The following is a 20,024-nucleotide window of genomic DNA, read 5'->3' as shown; positions in this document are numbered from 1 at the left end:
TGCACAATATGGCATTTCGCGACCAGTATCAGTCCCACTTTTTAGTGCTATGTTCTAGACTCAACTTATCGTTGAACTAAATGCTAAACCAAAGCATTGTTTAACGTCAGTCTAGAAAACGATAAAAAGGTGCTAGACCCACACAATTGTTAGTCGCGATGATGAAATTCAATTAGGGATAAGCGGTAAATGAAAGCCTCACTCCAACTCAAAATGGGTCAACACCTGACGATGACCCCTCAGTTGCAACAAGCCATACGCTTATTGCAACTTTCCTCATTGGAGCTACAGCAAGAAATTCAACAAGCACTTGACTCAAACCCTCTCCTTGAGCTCGAAGATGAGTTTGCTAAAGCCAAAGAACCCGTAAAAGAAAACGCCCAGCAAACCGACACTGATTTTAGCGATAATAGCCAAGTTACCGTTGAAAAAGACACCTCTACCGTTGATACCACGGAATCATTAACCAAAGAGTCGATGCCAGAAGATCTCCCGATGGATACTACATGGGATGAAGTCTATACCGCATCGCCTAGTTCAGGCTCTGGGGCCGTCGCTCGTGATGACGATATGCCTTTTCAAGGTGAAACCACCGAAGGCTTATATGAACACCTTGAGTGGCAAAAAAACCTGACTCCTTTTTCTGAAAACGATCTTGTTATTGCCACAGCTATTATCGACGCCGTTGATGAACGCGGTTACTTAACCCAATCAACTGAGGACATATTGCAGGCCTTAGGTCTTGAAGATATAGAACTCGACGAAGTTGAAGCTGTACTTAAACGCGTGCAACATTTTGACCCTGTAGGAGTGGCAGCGAGAGACTTAAGTGAATGTCTCATGATTCAACTTGGTCAATATCCAGATGAAATCCCCTGCATCGACAATGTAAAATTGCTCATTAGTGAACACCTTGATTTAATTGCTGGCCGCGACTTTCGCTTATTAATGCGTAAAACCAAGCTTAAAGAAGATGATTTACGCGAAGCGATTCAATTTATTCAAACCTTGAATCCGCGTCCAGGTTTACAAATAACGCCGATTAAAGACGAATATGTCATACCTGATGTGACTGTATTTAAGAAAAGTGGCCGCTGGGTCGTAGAGCTCAATCCAGATAACATGCCCAAAATTGGTGTGAATCAGCAATACGCAGCCATGGCAAAAGGGTCTGCAAGTCAGTCTGATAGCCAATTTATTCGTGGTCACTTACAAGAAGCAAAATGGTTTATCAAGAGTATTGAGAGTCGCAATGAAACCCTGTTAAAAGTGGCCAATTGTATTGTGCAATTTCAGCAAGGATTTTTTGAGTTTGGTGAAGAAGCCATGAAACCGATGGTGCTTAATGATATTGCTGAAGCAGTTGAAATGCATGAGTCGACGATTTCTCGTGTGACGACTCAAAAATATATGCACACCCCTCGCGGACTTTTTGAACTAAAATATTTCTTCTCTAGCCACGTTAGTACTGATGATGGCGGAGAATGTTCTTCTACTGCAATTCGTGCCTTTATTAAGAAGCTTGTTGCAGCGGAAAACCAGAAAAAGCCACTTAGCGATAGTAAAATGGCGACGCTATTGGCTGAACAAGGGATTAATGTTGCTCGGCGTACGATCGCCAAATATCGTGAAGCAATGCTCATCCCTCCCTCAAACCAACGCAAAAGCTTATAAGCCTTTGTAATGGAGGATGATCTATGCAAATTAATCTGACTGGGCACCATGTAGAAATCACGCAATCTTTACGTGAGTATGTACAAACTAAGTTTTCAAAGCTTGAACGACACTTCGAACAGATCAATAATGTTCACGTTGTGCTCAATGTTCAGAAGCTGCAACAAATTGCTGAAGCAAAATTACACCTCAAAGGAGGTGAAGTTTTTGCCGTATCTCAAAACGCAGATATGTATGTCGCAATTGACGCCCTGATAGACAAATTAGACCGTCAGGTAATTAAACATAAAGAGAAGTTAATTAAACACTAACAATGGAACTTCGCACCATTCTGCAACCGGCGTGCACCACCTGCGCCACGCCGGGCAGTAAGAAAAAAGTACTGGAACTCATCAGCGATTTAATGGCTGCCCAGTACCCAACCCTATCATCACAGGCTATTTTTGAAAGTTTAATAGCACGTGAAAAAATGGGTAGTACAGGTATTGGAAATGGCATAGCTATTCCCCATGGTCGATTAAATGATATCGAACACCCGATAGCCATTTTGATCAAGTGTGAAGAAGGCATTGAGTTTGATGCTATCGACAAGAAACCCGTGGATATATTATTTGCACTGCTAGTTCCTTCAGATCAATGCCAACAGCATTTAAGTACGCTGTCTACCATGGCTGAAAAACTGAGTGATAAATTAATCCTTAAGCGACTTCGAAAGAGTCATGACGCTACAGAACTATATCAGGTTATAACTGCATGAAACTTGTCATCGTATCAGGACGATCAGGCTCAGGTAAATCAGTTGCACTTAGGGTATTAGAAGATTTAGGTTATTACTGTGTTGATAACCTGCCTCTACCACTTATTGGCAGTTTGCTTGAGCAGCTCAAGGGAAATAACGAACTTGTCGCCATCAGTGTCGATGTTCGAAATATTGAAGAGCAAGGCAAGGTTCTAGAAGAGCAAATAGCCTTATTATCTGATGATACGACTATCATTAGTTTATTTCTAAACTCAAATGATCAGGTTCTACTTAAACGCTACAGTGAAACCCGTCGATTACATCCTCTATCTAAAAACCAAATTTCGCTACAAGAAGCTATTCAGCTAGAAGGTCGTTTACTCGAACCGATTGCTAAAATGGTCGATCACTACATTGATACCTCTCAATTGACCATTTATGATCTCAGCGATCAAGTCAGACAAATATTAATGGGCAGTATCGATAAAGAGTTAGTGATTCATTTTGAGTCATTTGGCTTCAAGCATGGTATGCCAGCTGAAGCAGACTTTATGTTTGATGTGCGCTTCTTACCCAATCCGCATTGGGAAACAGAGCTAAGACCGCTAACTGGCTTAGACCAGCCAGTACAAGAATTTTTAGGCAGACAACCTTTAGTCAATAAATTCATTTGGCAAATTGAAAACCTATTTGAAACGTGGATGCCGCACCTTGAACGCAATAATCGCAGCTACTTAACCATAGCCATCGGTTGCACAGGCGGTCAACACCGCTCGGTCTACATTGCCGACCAACTAACAAAGCGCTTTAGTAATAGTAAGCACCAAGTCAGCGCCCGTCACAGAGAGCTCGACTTGTGACAACCACAATGAGTATTTCAAAAGAAATTACAATCAGTAACAAACTCGGGCTCCATGCTAGAGCAGCCACCAAGCTGGCTATTTTAGCCACCGAGTTTGAAGCGAGCATCACGCTTATCCAAGGCGAAAAACAAGCCAGCGCAGCCAGTGTGTTAGGGCTATTAATGCTAGAAAGTGGCATTGGTAAGATCATAACCGTTGAGGCAACAGGTATTGATGCGCAGCAAGCCTTAGATGCGGTGTGCAAATTGATTAATGATAAGTTTGACGAAGAAAGCTAAGTTTTCTCACTCTAAACCCCATAGTTCAACCTAACTACTAAGCTCTTCTTTCACACTCAGATTTTTAACCAACTTTATGATAAGCGAGTACCTTTGGCTTGGTTACTAGGTTAATAGTGCCAACTCCCCTCTGAACCTTTCGCTTAAATAGGTTCTGTTATCAATAAAGCAACATAAAAAACTAACAAATAACTCCAGCAATACGACGACTTTAGCAGTTAATTCTCTTTATATTTGTTTTGTTCGCTATACTCATTAAAGTCTAACAAAAATCAATAAAGCGCTTAATTTTTATGCAGTAACTTAGCTAGAAATAGAAACTGCTTCTCCCTTTCCACCCTGTTAAGTTAATATTGGCAATCGAAATTTTGAGGAGTGGCGAATGGGTATCGAAGTAATCGACAGCGAGCTTACTGAACAGCGCCTAAATCAGCTGACTCAAGCTTTGGGCAGCGGCATGTTTGTCCACGTTAGAAATATGCTCCATGATATGGCAGCGTCCGATGTCGCCCTCATTCTTGAATCTTCACCCCCCAAAACTCGCCAAGTCCTGTGGCAACTCATTGACCAAGAGCAAGCGGGTGAGATCCTTGAAGAATTAGGTGAAGAACTTAAAGATTCCTTGATCAGTGGTATGTCACCTGAAAAAGTGGCTCAAGCAACTTCGGGCATGGATACCGATGATCTAGCCTACATTTTAAGAAGTCTCCCTGACGCCGTTTATAAAAAAGTACTGCAATCAATGAGCAGTCAAGATCGCCATCGTGTCGAACAAGCATTATCTTACCCAGATGATACTGCTGGCAGTATCATGAACACAGATACCGTCACGTTACGCCCTGACGTCAATATTGATGTGGTACTGCGCTACCTTCGTCAACGTGGCAACTTACCCGATACAACGGACACCTTATATGTGGTTGATAGAAACGATCATGTACTTGGTGGCGTTCGGCTAGCAGATTTACTCACCTGTAACCCAAGTGAAACTATCCGGACCATCATGGATCCGGAGCTTGAAAGTATCCCGGTTGATATGCCTGACAATGAAGTCGCTCAGTTATTCGAACGTCATGATTGGATCTCAGCTCCTGTCGTAGATGAAGAACAAAAGCTGCTAGGTCGTATCACCATTGATGATGTCGTCGATGTTATTCGTGAAGATGCCGAACACTCCATGATGGGGATGGCAGGTATGGATGATGATGAAGATACCTTCGGCCCCGTCATGAAAAGCACCCTAAGACGCTCTCTATGGCTCACCATCAACTTATTTGCCGCATTACTTGCTGCATCAGTCAGCAACATGTTTGAAGGCACATTAGAGCAGTTTGCTACGATTGCGATCTTAATGACGATTGTGCCGAGTATGGGCGGTGTGGCAGGTAACCAAACTCTCGCATTGGTTATCCGTGGTATCGCATTAGGTCATATTGGTCAAAGTAACTCTCGCTGGCTTATTGGTAAAGAATTAGCCATTGGCTTCCTAAATGGGATCATGTGGTCAGTACTGGTATTTTTCGCGGTATGGCTTTGGAAAGATGACATTGCTTTAGGCGGCTTGATTGGTGGCGCGATGCTAATCAACATGACCGTAGCAGGCTTAGCTGGGGCGAGTATTCCATTGTTTCTTAAAAAGCTAAACATTGACCCAGCACTCGCTGGCGGAATGGTACTTACCACAGTCACAGATGTCATTGGCTTATTCGCATTCTTAGGATTGGCAACGATATTCTTAATGTAATTAAGTAGCCGTTGATATTACATAGTTAAAACAAAAATATTGAATGCATAGCACTAAATTAAATCCACGTAACTTAAGCAACTCTAAATGTAGCTAAAGGGGCATGGATTTTTTGTGTCTACAGTTCAAGCATTTAACCCTATTGAATAGATATTAATAACCAGCGAATACAATTCATGATATTCCACTCTCAGCTCTCAGCTTTATAATACTTTCATGCCTATATTCAGGTTCAAATTTCTGACACAAAGTTAGGTTACTATCATAGGTCAAATCTATGGTTAATTTACTTTACCAATTAATCTTAACTTTGCACCAAAAAAGAACTATCGCACCACCTTGGAGCATAACCACATTTTAGAGTTAACACTTTAAAAATATAAATAGCTGTTTTTAAAAGAATAAATATTTAATTTAAAATTGGCACAAGTATTCCATATAGATATATACCACCTAAGAGGTAGGTTGATAATTGACCAATTTTGCGTAAGTAGGACTCATTTTATAACAGCAACTTTAGAACATAGAGAAATATAAAGGAGAACAACATGGATCATTTAAAAGCTATTTTCGAGCAATGCCAGTATCAATGGAACTTCTTCAATCACCTAGGTTTTAGCTGCTGGGATGTTGAAAACAACATCAACAATAAATAGCACTTAGCGAACAGATTAATTTATCCACCTGGCTTGGTGAATTCGGTTAAGAAAGTGGAACAGACAATAGCATCGACAAGTTAGAGCAGTAGGTAGCGTTATGACAACATTAAATAGAATCTATTCAAACGAGCTTAAACAACAAGTGATCGTAGAAGTTCAGCAACATAATCGATTAATTTCGGATGTAGCAAAGCAATACAGTGTGTCAGCTAAAACCATCTACCAGTGGGTAAGAAAAAAAGATAATAAACTTGTATCGAATATGAAAAAAAGTGCCATTACAGCTGAAATTGCAAACTTACAACGTAAGCTAACGCAACTAAATCAACAGCTTGTTGCAATTAATGGCAATTAACTTGTTTAAACGATGAATACAATTAGCATATTGGTTCATTAGCGGTTCAGGCAAGATAAGTGGCTTTGACTTTCGTCCCCCAGCGACAGTTAGATAGATACAGTTACTTTTCTTGTCAATTTTATAGTGACAGCTCGAGCAGATTGTTTGATTAATTTGCCTCGAGTCATCATTAGCGGTTCAGGCAAGATAAGTGGCTTTGACTTTCGTCCCCCAGCGACAGTTAGATAGATACAGTCACTTTTCTTGTCAATTTTATAGTGACAGTTCGAGCAGATTGTTTGATCAATTTGCCTCGAGTCATCATTAGCGGTTCAGGCAAGATAAGTGGCTTTGACTTTCGTCCCCCAGCGACAGTTAGATAGATACAGTCACTTTTCTTGTCAATTTTATAGTGACAGCTCGAGCAAATTGTTTGATTAGTTTGCCTCGAGTCATCATTAGCGGTTCAGGCAAGATAAGTGGCTTTGACTTTCGTCCCCCAGCGACAGTTAGATAGATACAGTTACTTTTCTTGTCAATTTTACAGTGACAGCTCGAGCAAATTGTTTGATTAGTTTGCCTCGAGTCATCATTAGCGGTTCAGGCAAGATAAGTGGCTTTAACTTTCGTCCCCCAGCGACAGTTAGATAGATACAGTCATTTTTCTTGTCAATTTTACAGTGACATTTGACCACTAAGTTAAGCGAGTTGGTTTAAAAGTCATTAGCAGTTTCGGCAAGATAGGTTGTTTTGATATTAATTTTCGGTCCCCAGCGAAAATTAATGAAATCACACCTCTTCTTGTCAACTTATTAGGCTGAACTTAATGGTATAGGCATTAAGTTCATGCTTAACGTGTTACGACAAACTTACTTAACTTCTCATCGGTGCAAAGCGTTTAGGAAGGGATAATAAAAATATAATTACAAGTAAGTTTGTCAGTTCATTCTTAATAATTGCTGTTGTTACCCCCATAAAACAACAGCGGCTATTTTGAAGTACGTTACAGGGAATAAAAACAACAATATGTAACGATAAAATGTCGCAAGACAATGCAACACAAAAGCCCTAATGAAATGGATTCATTAGGGCTTTTACCTTTCTAGACAAGTGTTTGTTAATCTGATGGTTATTAAAGAAATCAAAGATAATCTACAATAATCTTAGTTCGATTCAATTACTGTCGCTGTGTTTCCAACACTACATAACGCTCTGTAGACCAATCAAAGTAATATTCTTTACCATCCCACTCATAAAAAGTTTGGCCATCACGCTGAATAACACGGGCGTTTTCAGGTAAATGGGTTAACCCTTTAGCATATTGAATACTGGTCGTCGTTCTTTTCGGTGGCTCAATTTGGGTCACAGGCTCAACATAATTAGATCTTGGCGCTGAATTATTCATATATTGATTGCGATAGTGACGATCATAATAGTCGTATCGATAAGGATAACGCCAGCCATTCCCCCATCTTCCCCCCCAACCATTATAGCCCCAGCGGTTATGCCAGCGATTGTTCCAACCACTGCTCCAACCAATGCCGACACTGGGCCCCCAATAATTGTTATAACCTACGCCCCACCTGACCGATGAACCTGAATGCCGAGAATAACGATCGCTAGAATGTCGACCAGTAGAATATGAACCTTGATGCTCTGAGTTAGCTTCAGCAGTCAGCTTTGATAATTGCTGCGTATTATAAACCTCAGCGTTGATCCCAGTAGCGTAAACAGTTAACACAACAGTTAGGATTAAAAATAATGGCTGATAAAGATGACGAGATTGGCTGCCAACGCCCGCTCTACTGGCCTCGATAAAGTTCGACGTAAACCAGCCAATTAAACCATGCATTATTTGAGGCTGAAAAGGATGTCGATAAGCTAATGTTGTCATAGAATCGCTCCTTGGCTGTATCTTTACCTATAAAGCTAAAGTCCCTAACTAACCTGAATTCTAGTTAATTAGCCTTGTAATGCCTGAGCCATACTCCAAAGAATAAGACTAAAACAATGAACAAACTTGATTCATTTCAGTTTACCTTAAAAAGGCGCTTAACCAATAATCTTGGCTTAACCCAATATTATAAAAATGCTATAGTGCGCCTCAAAGCGCTATTAATAAACGAGTGAATAAGCCATGAGTTTTAAGGATTTACGTAGCTTCATCGATCACCTCGAAACTAACGGTGAACTTAAACGTATTAGTTACCCTGTTGATCCCAATCTGGAAATGACTGAAATTGCCGATCGCGTATTGCGCTCAGGTGGTCCAGCTCTACTTTTTGAAAACCCAACAGATAACAGCATGCCAGTGTTAGTTAATCTATTTGGTACTCCTAAACGTGTCGCTATGGCACTGGGCAAAGAAGATCCATTAGCGCTGCGTGAAGTCGGTGAATTGCTTGCCTTCCTTAAAGAGCCAGAGCCTCCAAGTGGTTTTAAAGACGCTATCGCAAAAATCCCTAAATTCAAGCAAGCCTTGAATATGCCACCTAAAACCGTGCGTAACCCACCTTGTCAGGAAGTGGTTATAACCGGTGATGATGTTGATTTAACCCAATTACCTGTCCAGCATTGCTGGCCTGGCGATGTGGCACCATTAGTGACTTGGGGACTGACCATCACTAAAGGTCCTCGCCAGAAACGTCAAAACCTAGGCATTTATCGCCAGCAATTGCTGGGTAAAAATAAGCTGATTATGCGCTGGCTTGACCACCGCGGCGGCGCATTAGACTTTAAAGATTTTAAAGAGAAGCATCCAGGTGAACGCTACCCTGTTGTTGTGGCTTTGGGCGCTGATCCAGTCACTATTTTAGGCGCGGTCACTCCTGTTCCTGATTCTATGAGCGAGTACGCATTTGCAGGGCTACTGCGCGGCGAACGCACTGAAGTGTGCAAAGCATTAAGCTGTGATTTAGAAGTTCCGGCCACCAGCGAAATCATTTTAGAAGGTTATATAGACTCAGAAGAAATGGCAGAAGAAGGCCCTTATGGTGACCATACTGGTTACTATAACGAGACAGACAAGTTCCCTGTGTTTACCGTTACCCACATGACACAGCGTAAAGATGCCATATATCACAGCACCTACACTGGCCGTCCACCTGATGAGCCAGCCATGCTAGGTGTTGCACTTAACGAAGTCTTTGTGCCTATTCTACGTAAGCAATACCCTGAAATAATCGACTTTTACCTGCCGCCTGAAGGCTGTTCGTACCGTATGGCTGTAATTTCAATTCGTAAGCAATACGCAGGTCATGCTAAACGCGTGATGATGGGAGCGTGGTCGTTCTTACGCCAGTTTATGTATACCAAGTTCATCATCATTGTCGATGAAGATGTCAATTGCCGCGATTGGCAAGATGTTATTTGGGCCATAACCACCCGTATGGATCCGACTCGTGACACTGTCATGGTGGATAATACCCCCATTGATTATTTAGACTTTGCCTCACCTGTGGCAGGCTTAGGTTCAAAAATGGGCTTAGATGCTACCAATAAGTGGCCTGGTGAAACTGACAGAGAATGGGGTACACCAATAGTGATGGACCCTAAAGTGAAAGAAAAGATTGATCATATTTGGGAAGAATTAGGTATTGATGACACTCCAACGCTATAATGGTGATCTATATCACACTAGCTTGACCTAGAACCCACATATAAAAAGAAATTACCCTTCAAAGAAAGGGTCACAAAGGACGTTAGATGAACACCATTCGCTGTAAAGTAGAAAAAGTCACCGCGTTTAATGACGCTGTTTTTCAGGTATTTCTTAAGCCTGAAGTGACTTTTGAGTTTCAAGCTGGGCAATATTTATCGATCGTGATGGGAGAGAAAGACAAACGTCCTTTCTCAATAGCATCGGCTCCAAATGCTGAACTGCTTGAGCTACATATTGGCGCCGCAGTATCTGAAAGCTACCCAATGCAAGTGGTTGAGCGTTTAACAACACAAGAGTTCATTGATATTGAAGCGCCGGCTGGTAATGCTTTTTTACGTTCAGACAGCAAACGTCCGCGTATCATGGTGGCAGGCGGTACAGGATTTTCTTACATCAAAAGTATCATTGAGCAACAAATTGCTTTAGGTCAAACAACTCCAACCCAATTTTATTGGGGTTGCCGTACTGAAGATGCTATGTACTATCAAGCCATTGCACGTCAATGGCACGCCGATAACAACTGGCTTGAATTTATTCCCGTTGTTGAAGAAGCACCAGCAGACTGGAATGGCAAACAAGCCAATCTACTTGAGCAGATTAAGCAAGACTATATCAGCTTAGTGGGTTATGACATCTACATTGCAGGCCGCTTTGATATGGTCGGTGCAGCGCGTGAAGTATTCCGTGAAATGGGTGTAGATGAAGCACACTTATTTGGTGATGCATTCGCATTTATCAAATAACGATTAGCTAATACTTACTTTAAGCAAATACATGCAAGCGTAAAACACTAAAAAGCCGACTTTTACAGTCGGCTTTTTGTTGTTTATTTAATTATTTTTGCTGTTATACAATCATCAATTGATCTCTAAAAATTCACTTTCTCATACTTAGACCAAGCTACTAGTCCGTCCATGAATGGGAAGATCCATACCGCAGTATTATCAGTTTGATGGACTCTAAAAAACACCATTTCCGTCTCTTGTATATCGACTCGGCGTATTTCACGATAAAAGCGCATGGCTGACGGCGTAACAAAATCTGGCTTTATAAACTCTTTCTGCTCAATTTTGGTATAAAACACATCAACATCGTACTCACCAATTTGCTGCTGATACTGATTAAATCTACCGCGAGTTTTCAATTTAATGGGTGTTGTAATGCAGTCTTCATCAGTAATACAGGTGGTGGTATAGATTTGGCCACTTTTATCTCCTTCGTAGACTAATGAAATACTGAAATCGCCGCGGATCAGTTTTTCCCCCGCAATAGGGAAATATACATCGGCGTGATAGTGATGCTCGGTAATATTGCCATCGCTATTATCTAAACTTGTTTGTGGAATAAGGACTCTGTTATAGCGAATGCGATCTTCCATGGTTTTACTGAGTGGCACAAACTGCTGCATGTTTAAACCAGCAGGCTCTGGTGATAGTGAGTTAATGTTTATAATGCCTTTACCATCACAATCATCTAGCGAGTAACCAGGGCATGACGCAAAAGAGTAATTACTGCCATTAGTTAACGCAAAAGCACTGAAACCTTTCAAGCCAGTCACAATATTACTTTCAGGCGCAAGATGCTTTTGCCATTTTGATTCATGCAGTTGATCTGTATCGTTTTTATACAGCAAAATAGCACTTTCTTTTACACCACCAATGTTCAGCTCAACTTGCTTATCACTTTTCCAAAGGGAAGTTTGCTTTAACACCTTATGATATTCGCACTGATACCAAGCCAAGATAAGTAACCCAATAGCAATCAGCGCTCCAGCAATTTTTACCATTACGCTGACATCTAAAAATGCTGCACGTATAGTGTGACTGTCTGTCAACGATACCATTTTTACATGGCTACGCTCATTAATGTGCAACTGGTAACCGCGTCTTGCAACGGCTTTTAAATGAATTTCTGAGAAAGGTTCTAGCTTACGGCGTAATGTACTAATGCATTGGGTTAATGATGTAGGCGCGACAACTCTATCTGGCCAACCTTCTGCAAGTAATTGCTCTTTGGTCCAAATTTCTTCGCTATCATCCAACAGTTTGATCAGTACAGCATTTTCAGAAAAAGTCAGTGGGATTTTCTCATCACTAAGATGATTAACCAGTTGCTTGGCCGAAGTATCAAGTGTTAGATATGAAGTTATTTTTAGCACTGTCTGCACCTAAAATTGTACTATGAACGAATGTTACACTGAGCGATCATAATACAATTAGTCCAAAAAATATGTGATTACCAACTCAGTCTTAGTATATTTTAAATCATACAATACAGTTACTTAGATAGTTTGATTGTGACCTAGATAACAACGGAATATTTATCTCCGCTATTAGGCTAAAATCGCGGAATAAATGAAAACAATCACAGACTCCCTATCCTTTAATACCGACAAGCGCTATAAGCGCTTACGCTGAAAAAGCCACATAGAAAATAACATCATAGCGCCAACCCAAGCGATTAGTGCCCCATAAAGGCTTGATAATGGCCATTGAATGAGCGCTGCTATGCTATCAGCATTATTTAATTGCGGCGCCGCCACCAACATAACCCCACGAAAAATGTCGCTTGGATTAAGTAAAATAAGCACTTGAAGTAATTCATTAGAGATACCAGCGGATTCTGCCACCATTAAGGTCAACAAAATAAGGTCGTAAACCAACACCACGGCAACCCAAATAAATAATAAAATCGCAATCGCTTTAGCTTTCTCGACCACTTGTAAACTCACGACATAGCCGATTAAAACAAAACACATGCTCAGTAAAATGCTACTGACAATTAAGTGACTAAATATCGACAATAGTAATAAAGCCGACGTACCAGTAAACAAATGAATAAGCACCGCAGTTAAGCCAAAAGAGAACACGATAGTGCATGTCAGCACTGCAATATGCCCAACCAACTTACCAAGTAAAATCTGATTACGACTCAATGGATAAGACAATAACAACAGTAAAGTGCCAGACTCTTCTTCGCCGATAAAACTGTCATAGCTAAGCAATATCGCTGTTAAAGGTAAAATAAATACCCCAACCGAGGTTAAACTTGCCATTAGCATGGGTAGCTCGGGGATGACTAACTGTCCGCTAACAACTGAGCCGGAAAAGGTAATTAATAGCGCTAAACTAGTGAGGATCAAACCAATAAACACAACCCAACGATTTCGAAAGTTGTCCTTAATTTCTTTATTGGCGATGGTCAAAATAGGTGTAAACATCACAATACCTTAAGCAGCGTTTTGCTGACGGTTATTCATGCAGTGATGGTAAATATCACTTAAGCCAGGTTCTTCAATAGAGAAGTTATAAACGCCACAATGCTGCGTGAGATACTTCATGACTCTTGGTTTATCTACTTGATGAATCAATAATTGATTATTCACAGCCAATGTATTTAAAAACTCATCCGCGACTATAGCTTGATTAATTTCCTCTCCTTTAAACAACACTTTTAAGTCGGTTGATTGGCGCAACGTCTCTAAACACCCAGAGGCTAACTCCTTGCCATCAGCCATGATAAAAGCACGATCAATATTATCTTCAACCACGGCCAACTCATGAGTACACACTACAATGGCGCACCCTTGGCGTTTTAATTCATCAATCTTTTGATACATAAATAATGAAGCCTGAGGATCAAGCCCCACAGTAGGTTCATCGAGCAATAAAATGTCAGGAGATGACAATATTGCTTGGGCAAAACCTAAACGCTGCTTCATCCCTTTTGAGTAGCTTTTAACCGGTTTATCTTGTGCGTGCCCAAGGCCGAATTCTTCGAGCACTTGCAGCACTTTAGATTTATCAATTCGCTTTAACGCGGCAAAATAATTGAGCACTTCTTTGCCAGTTAACTTTTCATATAAACTGATATTTTCAGGCAGGTAACCTAGATTGATCTGACGGCGATCTTTTTCGTGCGTCACCGTTTTCCCCATCATGGTAATATGACCTGATGTTGGTTTAACTATGCCTAACAGCATTTTTATCAGGCTAGACTTACCTGCACCGTTATGGCCCAGTAATGCTAACGTTTCCCCCGCATGCACCTGTAAACTAATATCGTCGACGGCAGTATATTCACCGTACTGTTTAATGAGGTTCTGGACCTGAATAACTGAATTGCTTGGCATAAAAACCTACTTGCTTAACGATTGCTCAGAAGACTGAGTTGTAGAAACTATGTTTGAATTAGCAGGTGGGTTATCTGCTAATTCAGCGGCATAACCAATATTGGAATTTGCAATTGGACTCATCATTGGATAACTGTCCATCACACCTGCCTCTGGCATTATTTGAAATTGCTGCTGAGTCCAGCGCAGTAACGAAGCCACCGGACTTTTCAATAAAAAGTGCGCTTCAGGATATAACCAATACAAACGATCTAAATGATCGCTTGGCTGATAAGCTTGCTCGCTAATCCCATCACCTGACTGATCCCAGCCGATAAAACCGCTCCAATAATTCCCTTGTTCTTTATGACTCCATTCAACAATCGTATCGCCGACGTACTTCACCTGAGCTTGGTTATTAATAAACTGGTTACGGTATATTTGATTACCTTCGCCACCCATCGCCATGTAAATACCGATTTCGCTATTGGCAAATTCATTGTCATAAACACGGTTATCACGGGCGCCATAAATGAACATGCTTTTACCTTCATCGCCCGTTGGCATTTTAGGTGTTGCATTAACGATATTATTCACTTGATTAGCATGTACGTCTGAGTCATTGGTCATGTTTAGCAACACACCAAATGTCGCTGCACCAATAACTTGATTATGATGCAGATTGATCCGCTTAGCGTTCATTAATGCGTAACCACCATCGACTTTTGTGGCTGCATTATTAAAGGCTTCATCATCTTCGGTATACATGTAATGAATACCGTATTGCTGCTTAGAAAATTGATTATTGGTAACTAAACTATGTTTACCTGACTCTAGATAAACGCCATCTCTTACATCTTTAATCACATTGCCATTGATAACGGCATGATCCACGCGTTTTAAATAGATGCCATCGCCCCTATCTAGCACAAACATTTGTGGATTCCCTTGGATGCGGTTTTGAGATATTTCAATGTGATGAGAGTTATCAGCCCTCACACCAAAACCATTACCTGTTAAGTTATTATCCAATATAGACACTTGAGTCACGCCGTCATTAAGTAAGACACCAGCGTTTAATTCATACTGATCTGCGCCCCAATTGACAATCGAGAGTTGTTTAATATTGACATGACTGCTGGCAACTGTAATGGCACTGCCAATGCCTTGAGCATCTATGACAGTATCAGTCTGACCGATTAATGTTAGGGGTTTATTGATGACGACATTGCCCTGATAAACCAGATTATCGAGTACTAAGGTATCGCGGGGCTTGGCCTGATCAATCAGATACTGAAGCTGTGTGCCATCATGTGTATAAATTTGCTCAGCAAAGGCAAAAGGCGTTAAGGCAACGCCCATCATTAGCCAAGAATGAAGAACAAATTTTTTCATCTCATTTCTCACTTTCGAACAAACTATAACGCTAACTTTCAAAAAACTGTGACGATAAAACTAATAATTTGAGCGTATATCCATATTCTCAATATTTTAGTTGTGGTCCATACCTTCGCCCAATAACTCAATGGTGATGTCATCAAATTCTAAAACTGCGCCACCATATTCATTAGCAAACTTTTCAGCAGCTTCTACTGTGCTAAATGATGCTACGGCTGGGCCCATAACAGCTTGACGACTGGTACCGTAAACATAGGTTGCGGTCTTACCATCAATGAAGTGCTCATCTTGAGGGTTTTCCCAAGAGGTAGCCGCCATATCATGCACCCAGACTTGGTTAACTTGGCGTGTATTTTCTGGCTGAAGCAAGAAACTAAACATATCTCTTGTTGAGCAAAAAGATGGGTTATTCTCTAAATTTCCTAACTGTAATTGACCTTTAGGACCTGGATATTTAGTGATCATCATGCCACACATATGACAGCGATCATGTTCATGTATACCATGGGCGTGACTATCAATCTCGGCCACTACATTTTCAGGACTACAAGCAAATAACAATGGCGCGAATAACAATATCGATAGTATTTTTTTCATTTCAACTTCCAACTAAAACACAGAATAAAACGTTAGCTTTAAAAAGAATCACCCTTAAAAATAACTAAGGGAAGTCATGTGGCTTAAGGGTGATTCTGGCAAACATTAAATCGCGTAGGTTTGTCCTGCGTACAGGATAAACAAACGTAAACACATCATGCCGCTAATGGCGCAAACACCTGATAAGTAAAAAGCTTTAGCTGAATGACTAAAGGTTTTACCTGTGGCGAAGTTAAGTAAGATAGGGCCTAAGAACCCAACACCTACAACACCAATCCAGAATAGATTTGCCCACACGCCAGATGTAAATGCTTCAAACGCTGATTGTGCGCCTGCATTACCTGTCGCAAGTGACATAGCAATCATGCAAATAAACAAAATTTCCGCAATCATGATTGGCCATTCAGCCCCATGAAGGATTTTAAGTTCACTGCTGTGCATATCTTCTTTGAACAAGAATACTGACAACATTTTTGACGCTGCAGCCCCCGCAGATACACCCGATGCAATAAATAAAGCAGGTAATACTGCTGTATTAATTAACGGGAAGCGGATTAACGCAGATATCAAGAAACCGGTATAAGCACATACAGCCGCTGCTAAAATTAATGCTGTCACTTCGCAAGGTTTGCGAACAGGTTTTAGCATATTAATGATTGGCAACAAGATGCTTAACGCCGGAATCGATTTGATTTCATCTTCAAATGCATACAAACACAGTACAGCGGTTAGCGGGATATACACACACAGTGCAATAACCCCAACAGACATCACTGATGTGAAGTTGTAAAACACAAGAATACGCCAGAAAAACAATGGATTAGTTAAATCTAATACTAGACATAACATCCCCAAAGCAATCGTCACGAATGAGATTAAACTCGCCGCTTTGTAAAGCGGAGTATTTGCGGTTTGCCCTTTAAAAAAGCGAATAGCTAACGCCACCACTAAAGAACCACCCGAAATACCGGCTAAGAAAAGGTAAACAGCAATTGGCCAAGGCCAAGCAACCCCTTCAGATAAGCCCATGGTAAATTCCATTGAACCGTCCATCTTATACCCCCAACTTAACAACTGGAATGTAACGAAGGCTTGGCTCAGTACCAAACTGCGGCTTCATGCGAACAGAGTCTTTTACCGCTAATAACTTATTAACGTATGACGTTGGATCATTGGCATCGCCAAAGATCAATGCATCATATTTACACTGTTGTACGCATGCTGGTAACTCACCTTTTGCTAACTTAGTGTTTAAACAGAAATCACAGTTATCAGCTACATCAGTTTCTTCATTGATAAAACGTGCGTTGTATGGACAAGCGCCAATACAGTATTTACAACCCGCACACTTACTCGCATCCATGGTAACGATCCCTGTTTCTGGATCTTTATGTGCCGCACCCGTTGGGCATACGCTGACACATGGGGCGTTTTTACATTGCTGACAAGAAACGCGCACGAACTTACGTTCGCAGTTACATTTCTCTTTACCACAATGCGGACAAGCTAGTCCTTCAACACCACCCGACTGATGCTCCATCAACAATTTAGATTTGCCGTCAGGTAAGTTATTCGCGACATTACATGCCTCTTTACACTCACCACAACCGACACATTTATTTTGATCAAACACCATGACGTAATGAGGTTTGTTGGCATTTTTACTATCATCTTCAACAGAGGTACACCCCATAGGGCCCAATATTAAAGACGCTGCTCCCATGCCTTTTAGAAACCTCCGTCTTTCTATATTTTCACTCACAACATCCTCCCTAGTTCAGCATTAGCTGACTGGTTTCTTTTGGTTCGCTGCAAATTCAAATGACGAATTAACGACTCACTCATCCAATTTAAATTCTGCTTTCATAATTGCATTATTAATAGATTGTCTATTAAAAGGTTGTGTTTGATTGGTTAGTAGAATGCGCCAATGATCTATCGCAGTTGCATATTTACCGTTTAAGTAAGCATCCGTTGCCAGTATCATTCGGGTATTAAGCTCATCACGTTGCAAATTCAACGCGGTATCAATGACCGTCTGGGTTTCAGGTAAAAACCTGCGACCATCGCGGTAGTACATTGATGTAACTTGCATGCCTAATAACTCGGCATCAGCGCCAACTAATTCAATTAGCTCAGCTAACGTGTTCACAGAGTCAGCATATAAGCCTCCTTCTGCGTAAGCCTGCGCTAGCGACATTAATGCCATTTCATTTTGTGGTTGCTGAACCACTTGATCGCGGCCTTTAGTAATTTTTGCTGCGATCAAGTAATCTACCGATTCATCTACTTGACCTTCATTCCAACCTTGGAAATGTCCTCCACTGGCATATATAGATAACGAAAAGATCAATACAGCGACTGACATCCATAATGGATATTGGTAAGACTCCGTATTCTTGAATTCATCAGGCTCAAGAGGACGCATTGCCATACCAGTTTCAGCTACTGTATTGGTTGTTTTCATCACTGCACTGCTCAAATTACGGTTATATGTACAGTGATGAATCCAGAAGAGTCCGATAAATATACTCAGGCATACTGCGATACCTAAGGCCAGAATATTCATAAGTGTCTCTTCCTTCTTAAAGTTGTTTTAAGCGCTATCAATAAACTCATCGCGATAACACTCAATGATGAATAATGTTTCAGGTACTAGTGAGCACCCATCATGCCATCCATTCCCATACCGCTAAGCCCCATGCCTTTAGCGTTTTCACTTGGCTTTTCAGACTTGACCAATTCGACTTCAAAAATAAGTGCTGTGTCACCTGGGATCTCACCCGCACCATCTTCGCCATAAGCTAAATCTGATGGAATAGTGAAACGGAACGTTGAGCCTTCAGGCATTAAACGCAAACCTTCTTCCCAGCCAGAAATGGCGGTAAGCAATGCAAAACGAACAGGATCTGTAGTTTCATCAAAAACAGTCCCATCCACTAAGGTACCTTTGTATTTCACGGTCACCACATCTTCAGCGTTAGGTTTTACACCTTCACCCATAGTAATAACTTCGTATTGAAGCCCACTATCTGTGGTAGTCACACCATCTTTATCCTTGTTTTTAGCAAGATAAGCCTCACTGGCTTTTTTACTCTCAAGGGCAATTTTTTCCATTTTTTGAGTGCTTAATAAATTCAGCAATTCACTGCGTTCATTGAGGTACGTCAGTACTTCTTCATCTGACATTTTTTGCTCATTCTTAAGTGCATCAATGACACCATTAATGACTTGTTGCACTTCGATTTGAGCACCTAACTCTGACTGGCTATAAATTTGACTTGATAGGTAGTTACCAATAGAAGCACCCATGCTGTAAGACTGTTTTTCAACATCATTGTCAAAGTTCTCTGTAGCAAAACTGCCAGCAGATAAGACCAATGACATGCACGTTGCAACGGCTATGGTAGTTTTCTTTAATAGTTTCATTTGCCACTCTCTCTTCTAAAAAGGGTTACCTGCAGACGACGCATCTTCAGGCTTTAAATCAGTAATAAAATCGTTATGGTTGTTCAGTTGGTCTGCCAGACAAACGCCAGCCGTAAATTCCATCGGCCATATGCCTAACACCTGTGTAACCTAGTTTTACAGTCTCTCGTGCAGCCATCGCACTTGAGGTGCACAAGGTATTTGCACAGTAGAAAACCATCACGGCATCCTTATTTTTTGGAAGTAACTCTTTCCAGTTCTTCACATTGAAATACACAGCACCAGGGATATAACCTTCGGCCCATAATTCCATTGTGTTTACATCAAAAAAATAAACATCTTCATTGCCAACTAACGACTCAGCTTCGCGCATTGAAATCGGATTTAGCTGAATGTCATTTATTTGCACAGGAATTAAGTCTCCACCCGCTCCCGCAAATACTTGCGCTTGGACTGCGACAAACAACGATACTGAAATCAAAATTTTGCTAAGTAGTTTTTTCATGTTCTTCTCTCTAAATATCTCGGCACCGG

At 41.0% G+C, this 20,024-nt stretch carries 20 protein-coding genes; 9 read left to right on the top strand and 11 right to left on the bottom strand.

The features are described 5' to 3' along the window. The first annotated feature begins 189 nt into the window (after positions 1-189). The 7 genes from QPX86_RS02630 (at position 190) to QPX86_RS02600 (ending at position 6,312) form a co-directional block, all read left to right on the top strand. Positions 190-1,674: an RNA polymerase factor sigma-54 gene (locus QPX86_RS02630; protein WP_220752094.1), complete on the top strand. Its 1,485-nt coding sequence runs from the start codon at positions 190-192 to the stop codon at positions 1,672-1,674. A 23-nt stretch (positions 1,675-1,697) separates the two neighbouring features. Next, positions 1,698-1,985 carry a ribosome hibernation promoting factor gene (gene hpf / locus QPX86_RS02625; protein WP_102528030.1) on the top strand — a complete coding sequence of 96 codons (288 nt, stop codon included), beginning with the start codon at positions 1,698-1,700 and terminating at the stop codon, positions 1,983-1,985. A 2-nt stretch (positions 1,986-1,987) separates the two neighbouring features. After that, on the top strand, positions 1,988-2,431 hold the full coding sequence (gene ptsN, locus QPX86_RS02620; protein WP_220752093.1) for a PTS IIA-like nitrogen regulatory protein PtsN: 444 nt from the start codon (positions 1,988-1,990) through the stop codon (positions 2,429-2,431). Then, positions 2,428-3,273, top strand: coding sequence for an RNase adapter RapZ (gene rapZ / locus QPX86_RS02615; protein ID WP_220752092.1), 846 nt, complete (start codon positions 2,428-2,430; stop codon positions 3,271-3,273). The genes ptsN and rapZ overlap by 4 nt, the downstream gene beginning before the upstream one ends. A gap of 8 nt (positions 3,274-3,281) precedes the next feature. Further along, positions 3,282-3,554, top strand: a complete 273-nt coding sequence (locus QPX86_RS02610; protein WP_220752313.1) for an HPr family phosphocarrier protein — start codon at positions 3,282-3,284, stop codon at positions 3,552-3,554. A 382-nt stretch (positions 3,555-3,936) separates the two neighbouring features. Then, on the top strand, positions 3,937-5,298 hold the full coding sequence (gene mgtE, locus QPX86_RS02605; RefSeq protein WP_220752091.1) for a magnesium transporter: 1,362 nt from the start codon (positions 3,937-3,939) through the stop codon (positions 5,296-5,298). 756 nt (positions 5,299-6,054) lie between these two features. Next, the gene (locus QPX86_RS02600; RefSeq protein ID WP_220752090.1) at positions 6,055-6,312 is read left to right on the top strand and encodes a transposase; all 258 of its coding nucleotides are present in this window, start codon (positions 6,055-6,057) and stop codon (positions 6,310-6,312) included. A gap of 1,159 nt (positions 6,313-7,471) precedes the next feature. Here the strand turns inward: QPX86_RS02600 and QPX86_RS02595 are convergent. After that, a complete protein-coding gene (locus QPX86_RS02595; RefSeq protein WP_285164044.1) occupies positions 7,472-8,188 on the bottom strand; it encodes a hypothetical protein in 717 nt (238 codons plus the stop codon). A gap of 243 nt (positions 8,189-8,431) precedes the next feature. On the opposite strand from QPX86_RS02595, the gene ubiD reads away from it, so the two are divergent. After that, positions 8,432-9,913 (top strand): 4-hydroxy-3-polyprenylbenzoate decarboxylase, encoded by a 1,482-nt coding sequence (gene ubiD / locus QPX86_RS02590; RefSeq protein WP_285164042.1) that lies wholly within the window; start codon positions 8,432-8,434, stop codon positions 9,911-9,913. A gap of 86 nt (positions 9,914-9,999) precedes the next feature. Beyond that, entirely contained in the window at positions 10,000-10,698 is a 699-nt protein-coding gene (fre, locus tag QPX86_RS02585; protein WP_220752086.1) for an NAD(P)H-flavin reductase, read from the top strand. A gap of 125 nt (positions 10,699-10,823) precedes the next feature. On the opposite strand, the gene QPX86_RS02580 is transcribed toward fre, so the two are convergent. From QPX86_RS02580 to QPX86_RS02535, 10 genes are all read right to left on the bottom strand, one after another. After that, a complete protein-coding gene (locus tag QPX86_RS02580) occupies positions 10,824-12,113 on the bottom strand; it encodes a winged helix-turn-helix domain-containing protein (protein WP_220752085.1) in 1,290 nt (429 codons plus the stop codon). A 240-nt stretch (positions 12,114-12,353) separates the two neighbouring features. Further along, on the bottom strand, positions 12,354-13,175 hold the full coding sequence (locus tag QPX86_RS02575) for an ABC transporter permease (RefSeq protein ID WP_285164039.1): 822 nt from the start codon (positions 13,173-13,175) through the stop codon (positions 12,354-12,356). Between the two features lie 9 nt (positions 13,176-13,184). Next, a complete protein-coding gene (locus QPX86_RS02570) occupies positions 13,185-14,087 on the bottom strand; it encodes an ABC transporter ATP-binding protein (protein WP_285164038.1) in 903 nt (300 codons plus the stop codon). A gap of 6 nt (positions 14,088-14,093) precedes the next feature. Beyond that, positions 14,094-15,461 (bottom strand): nitrous oxide reductase family maturation protein NosD, encoded by a 1,368-nt coding sequence (gene nosD, locus QPX86_RS02565; protein ID WP_285164037.1) that lies wholly within the window; start codon positions 15,459-15,461, stop codon positions 14,094-14,096. Positions 15,462-15,557: 96 nt separating this feature from the next. Further along, positions 15,558-16,061: a nitrous oxide reductase accessory protein NosL gene (locus QPX86_RS02560; protein WP_220752079.1), complete on the bottom strand. Its 504-nt coding sequence runs from the start codon at positions 16,059-16,061 to the stop codon at positions 15,558-15,560. A 105-nt stretch (positions 16,062-16,166) separates the two neighbouring features. Then, positions 16,167-17,114, bottom strand: a complete 948-nt coding sequence (nrfD, locus tag QPX86_RS02555; RefSeq protein WP_220752077.1) for an NrfD/PsrC family molybdoenzyme membrane anchor subunit — start codon at positions 17,112-17,114, stop codon at positions 16,167-16,169. Between the two features lies 1 nt (position 17,115). Then, positions 17,116-17,823: a 4Fe-4S dicluster domain-containing protein gene (locus tag QPX86_RS02550; RefSeq protein ID WP_220752075.1), complete on the bottom strand. Its 708-nt coding sequence runs from the start codon at positions 17,821-17,823 to the stop codon at positions 17,116-17,118. Between the two features lie 75 nt (positions 17,824-17,898). Next, positions 17,899-18,630 carry a nitrite reductase gene (locus QPX86_RS02545; protein WP_285164035.1) on the bottom strand — a complete coding sequence of 244 codons (732 nt, stop codon included), beginning with the start codon at positions 18,628-18,630 and terminating at the stop codon, positions 17,899-17,901. 86 nt (positions 18,631-18,716) lie between these two features. After that, positions 18,717-19,490 carry an FKBP-type peptidyl-prolyl cis-trans isomerase gene (locus QPX86_RS02540; RefSeq protein WP_220752070.1) on the bottom strand — a complete coding sequence of 258 codons (774 nt, stop codon included), beginning with the start codon at positions 19,488-19,490 and terminating at the stop codon, positions 18,717-18,719. Positions 19,491-19,563: 73 nt separating this feature from the next. Further along, positions 19,564-19,995, bottom strand: a complete 432-nt coding sequence (locus QPX86_RS02535) for a rhodanese-like domain-containing protein (protein WP_220752068.1) — start codon at positions 19,993-19,995, stop codon at positions 19,564-19,566. Positions 19,996-20,024: the final 29 nt, after the last annotated feature.

This window comes from Shewanella goraebulensis, assembly GCF_030252245.1.
Taxonomy (GTDB): Bacteria; Pseudomonadota; Gammaproteobacteria; order Enterobacterales; family Shewanellaceae; genus Shewanella; species Shewanella goraebulensis.
The sequence above is the reverse complement of the archived record's forward strand: the minus strand, read 5'-3'. Positions and strand labels throughout refer to the sequence as shown.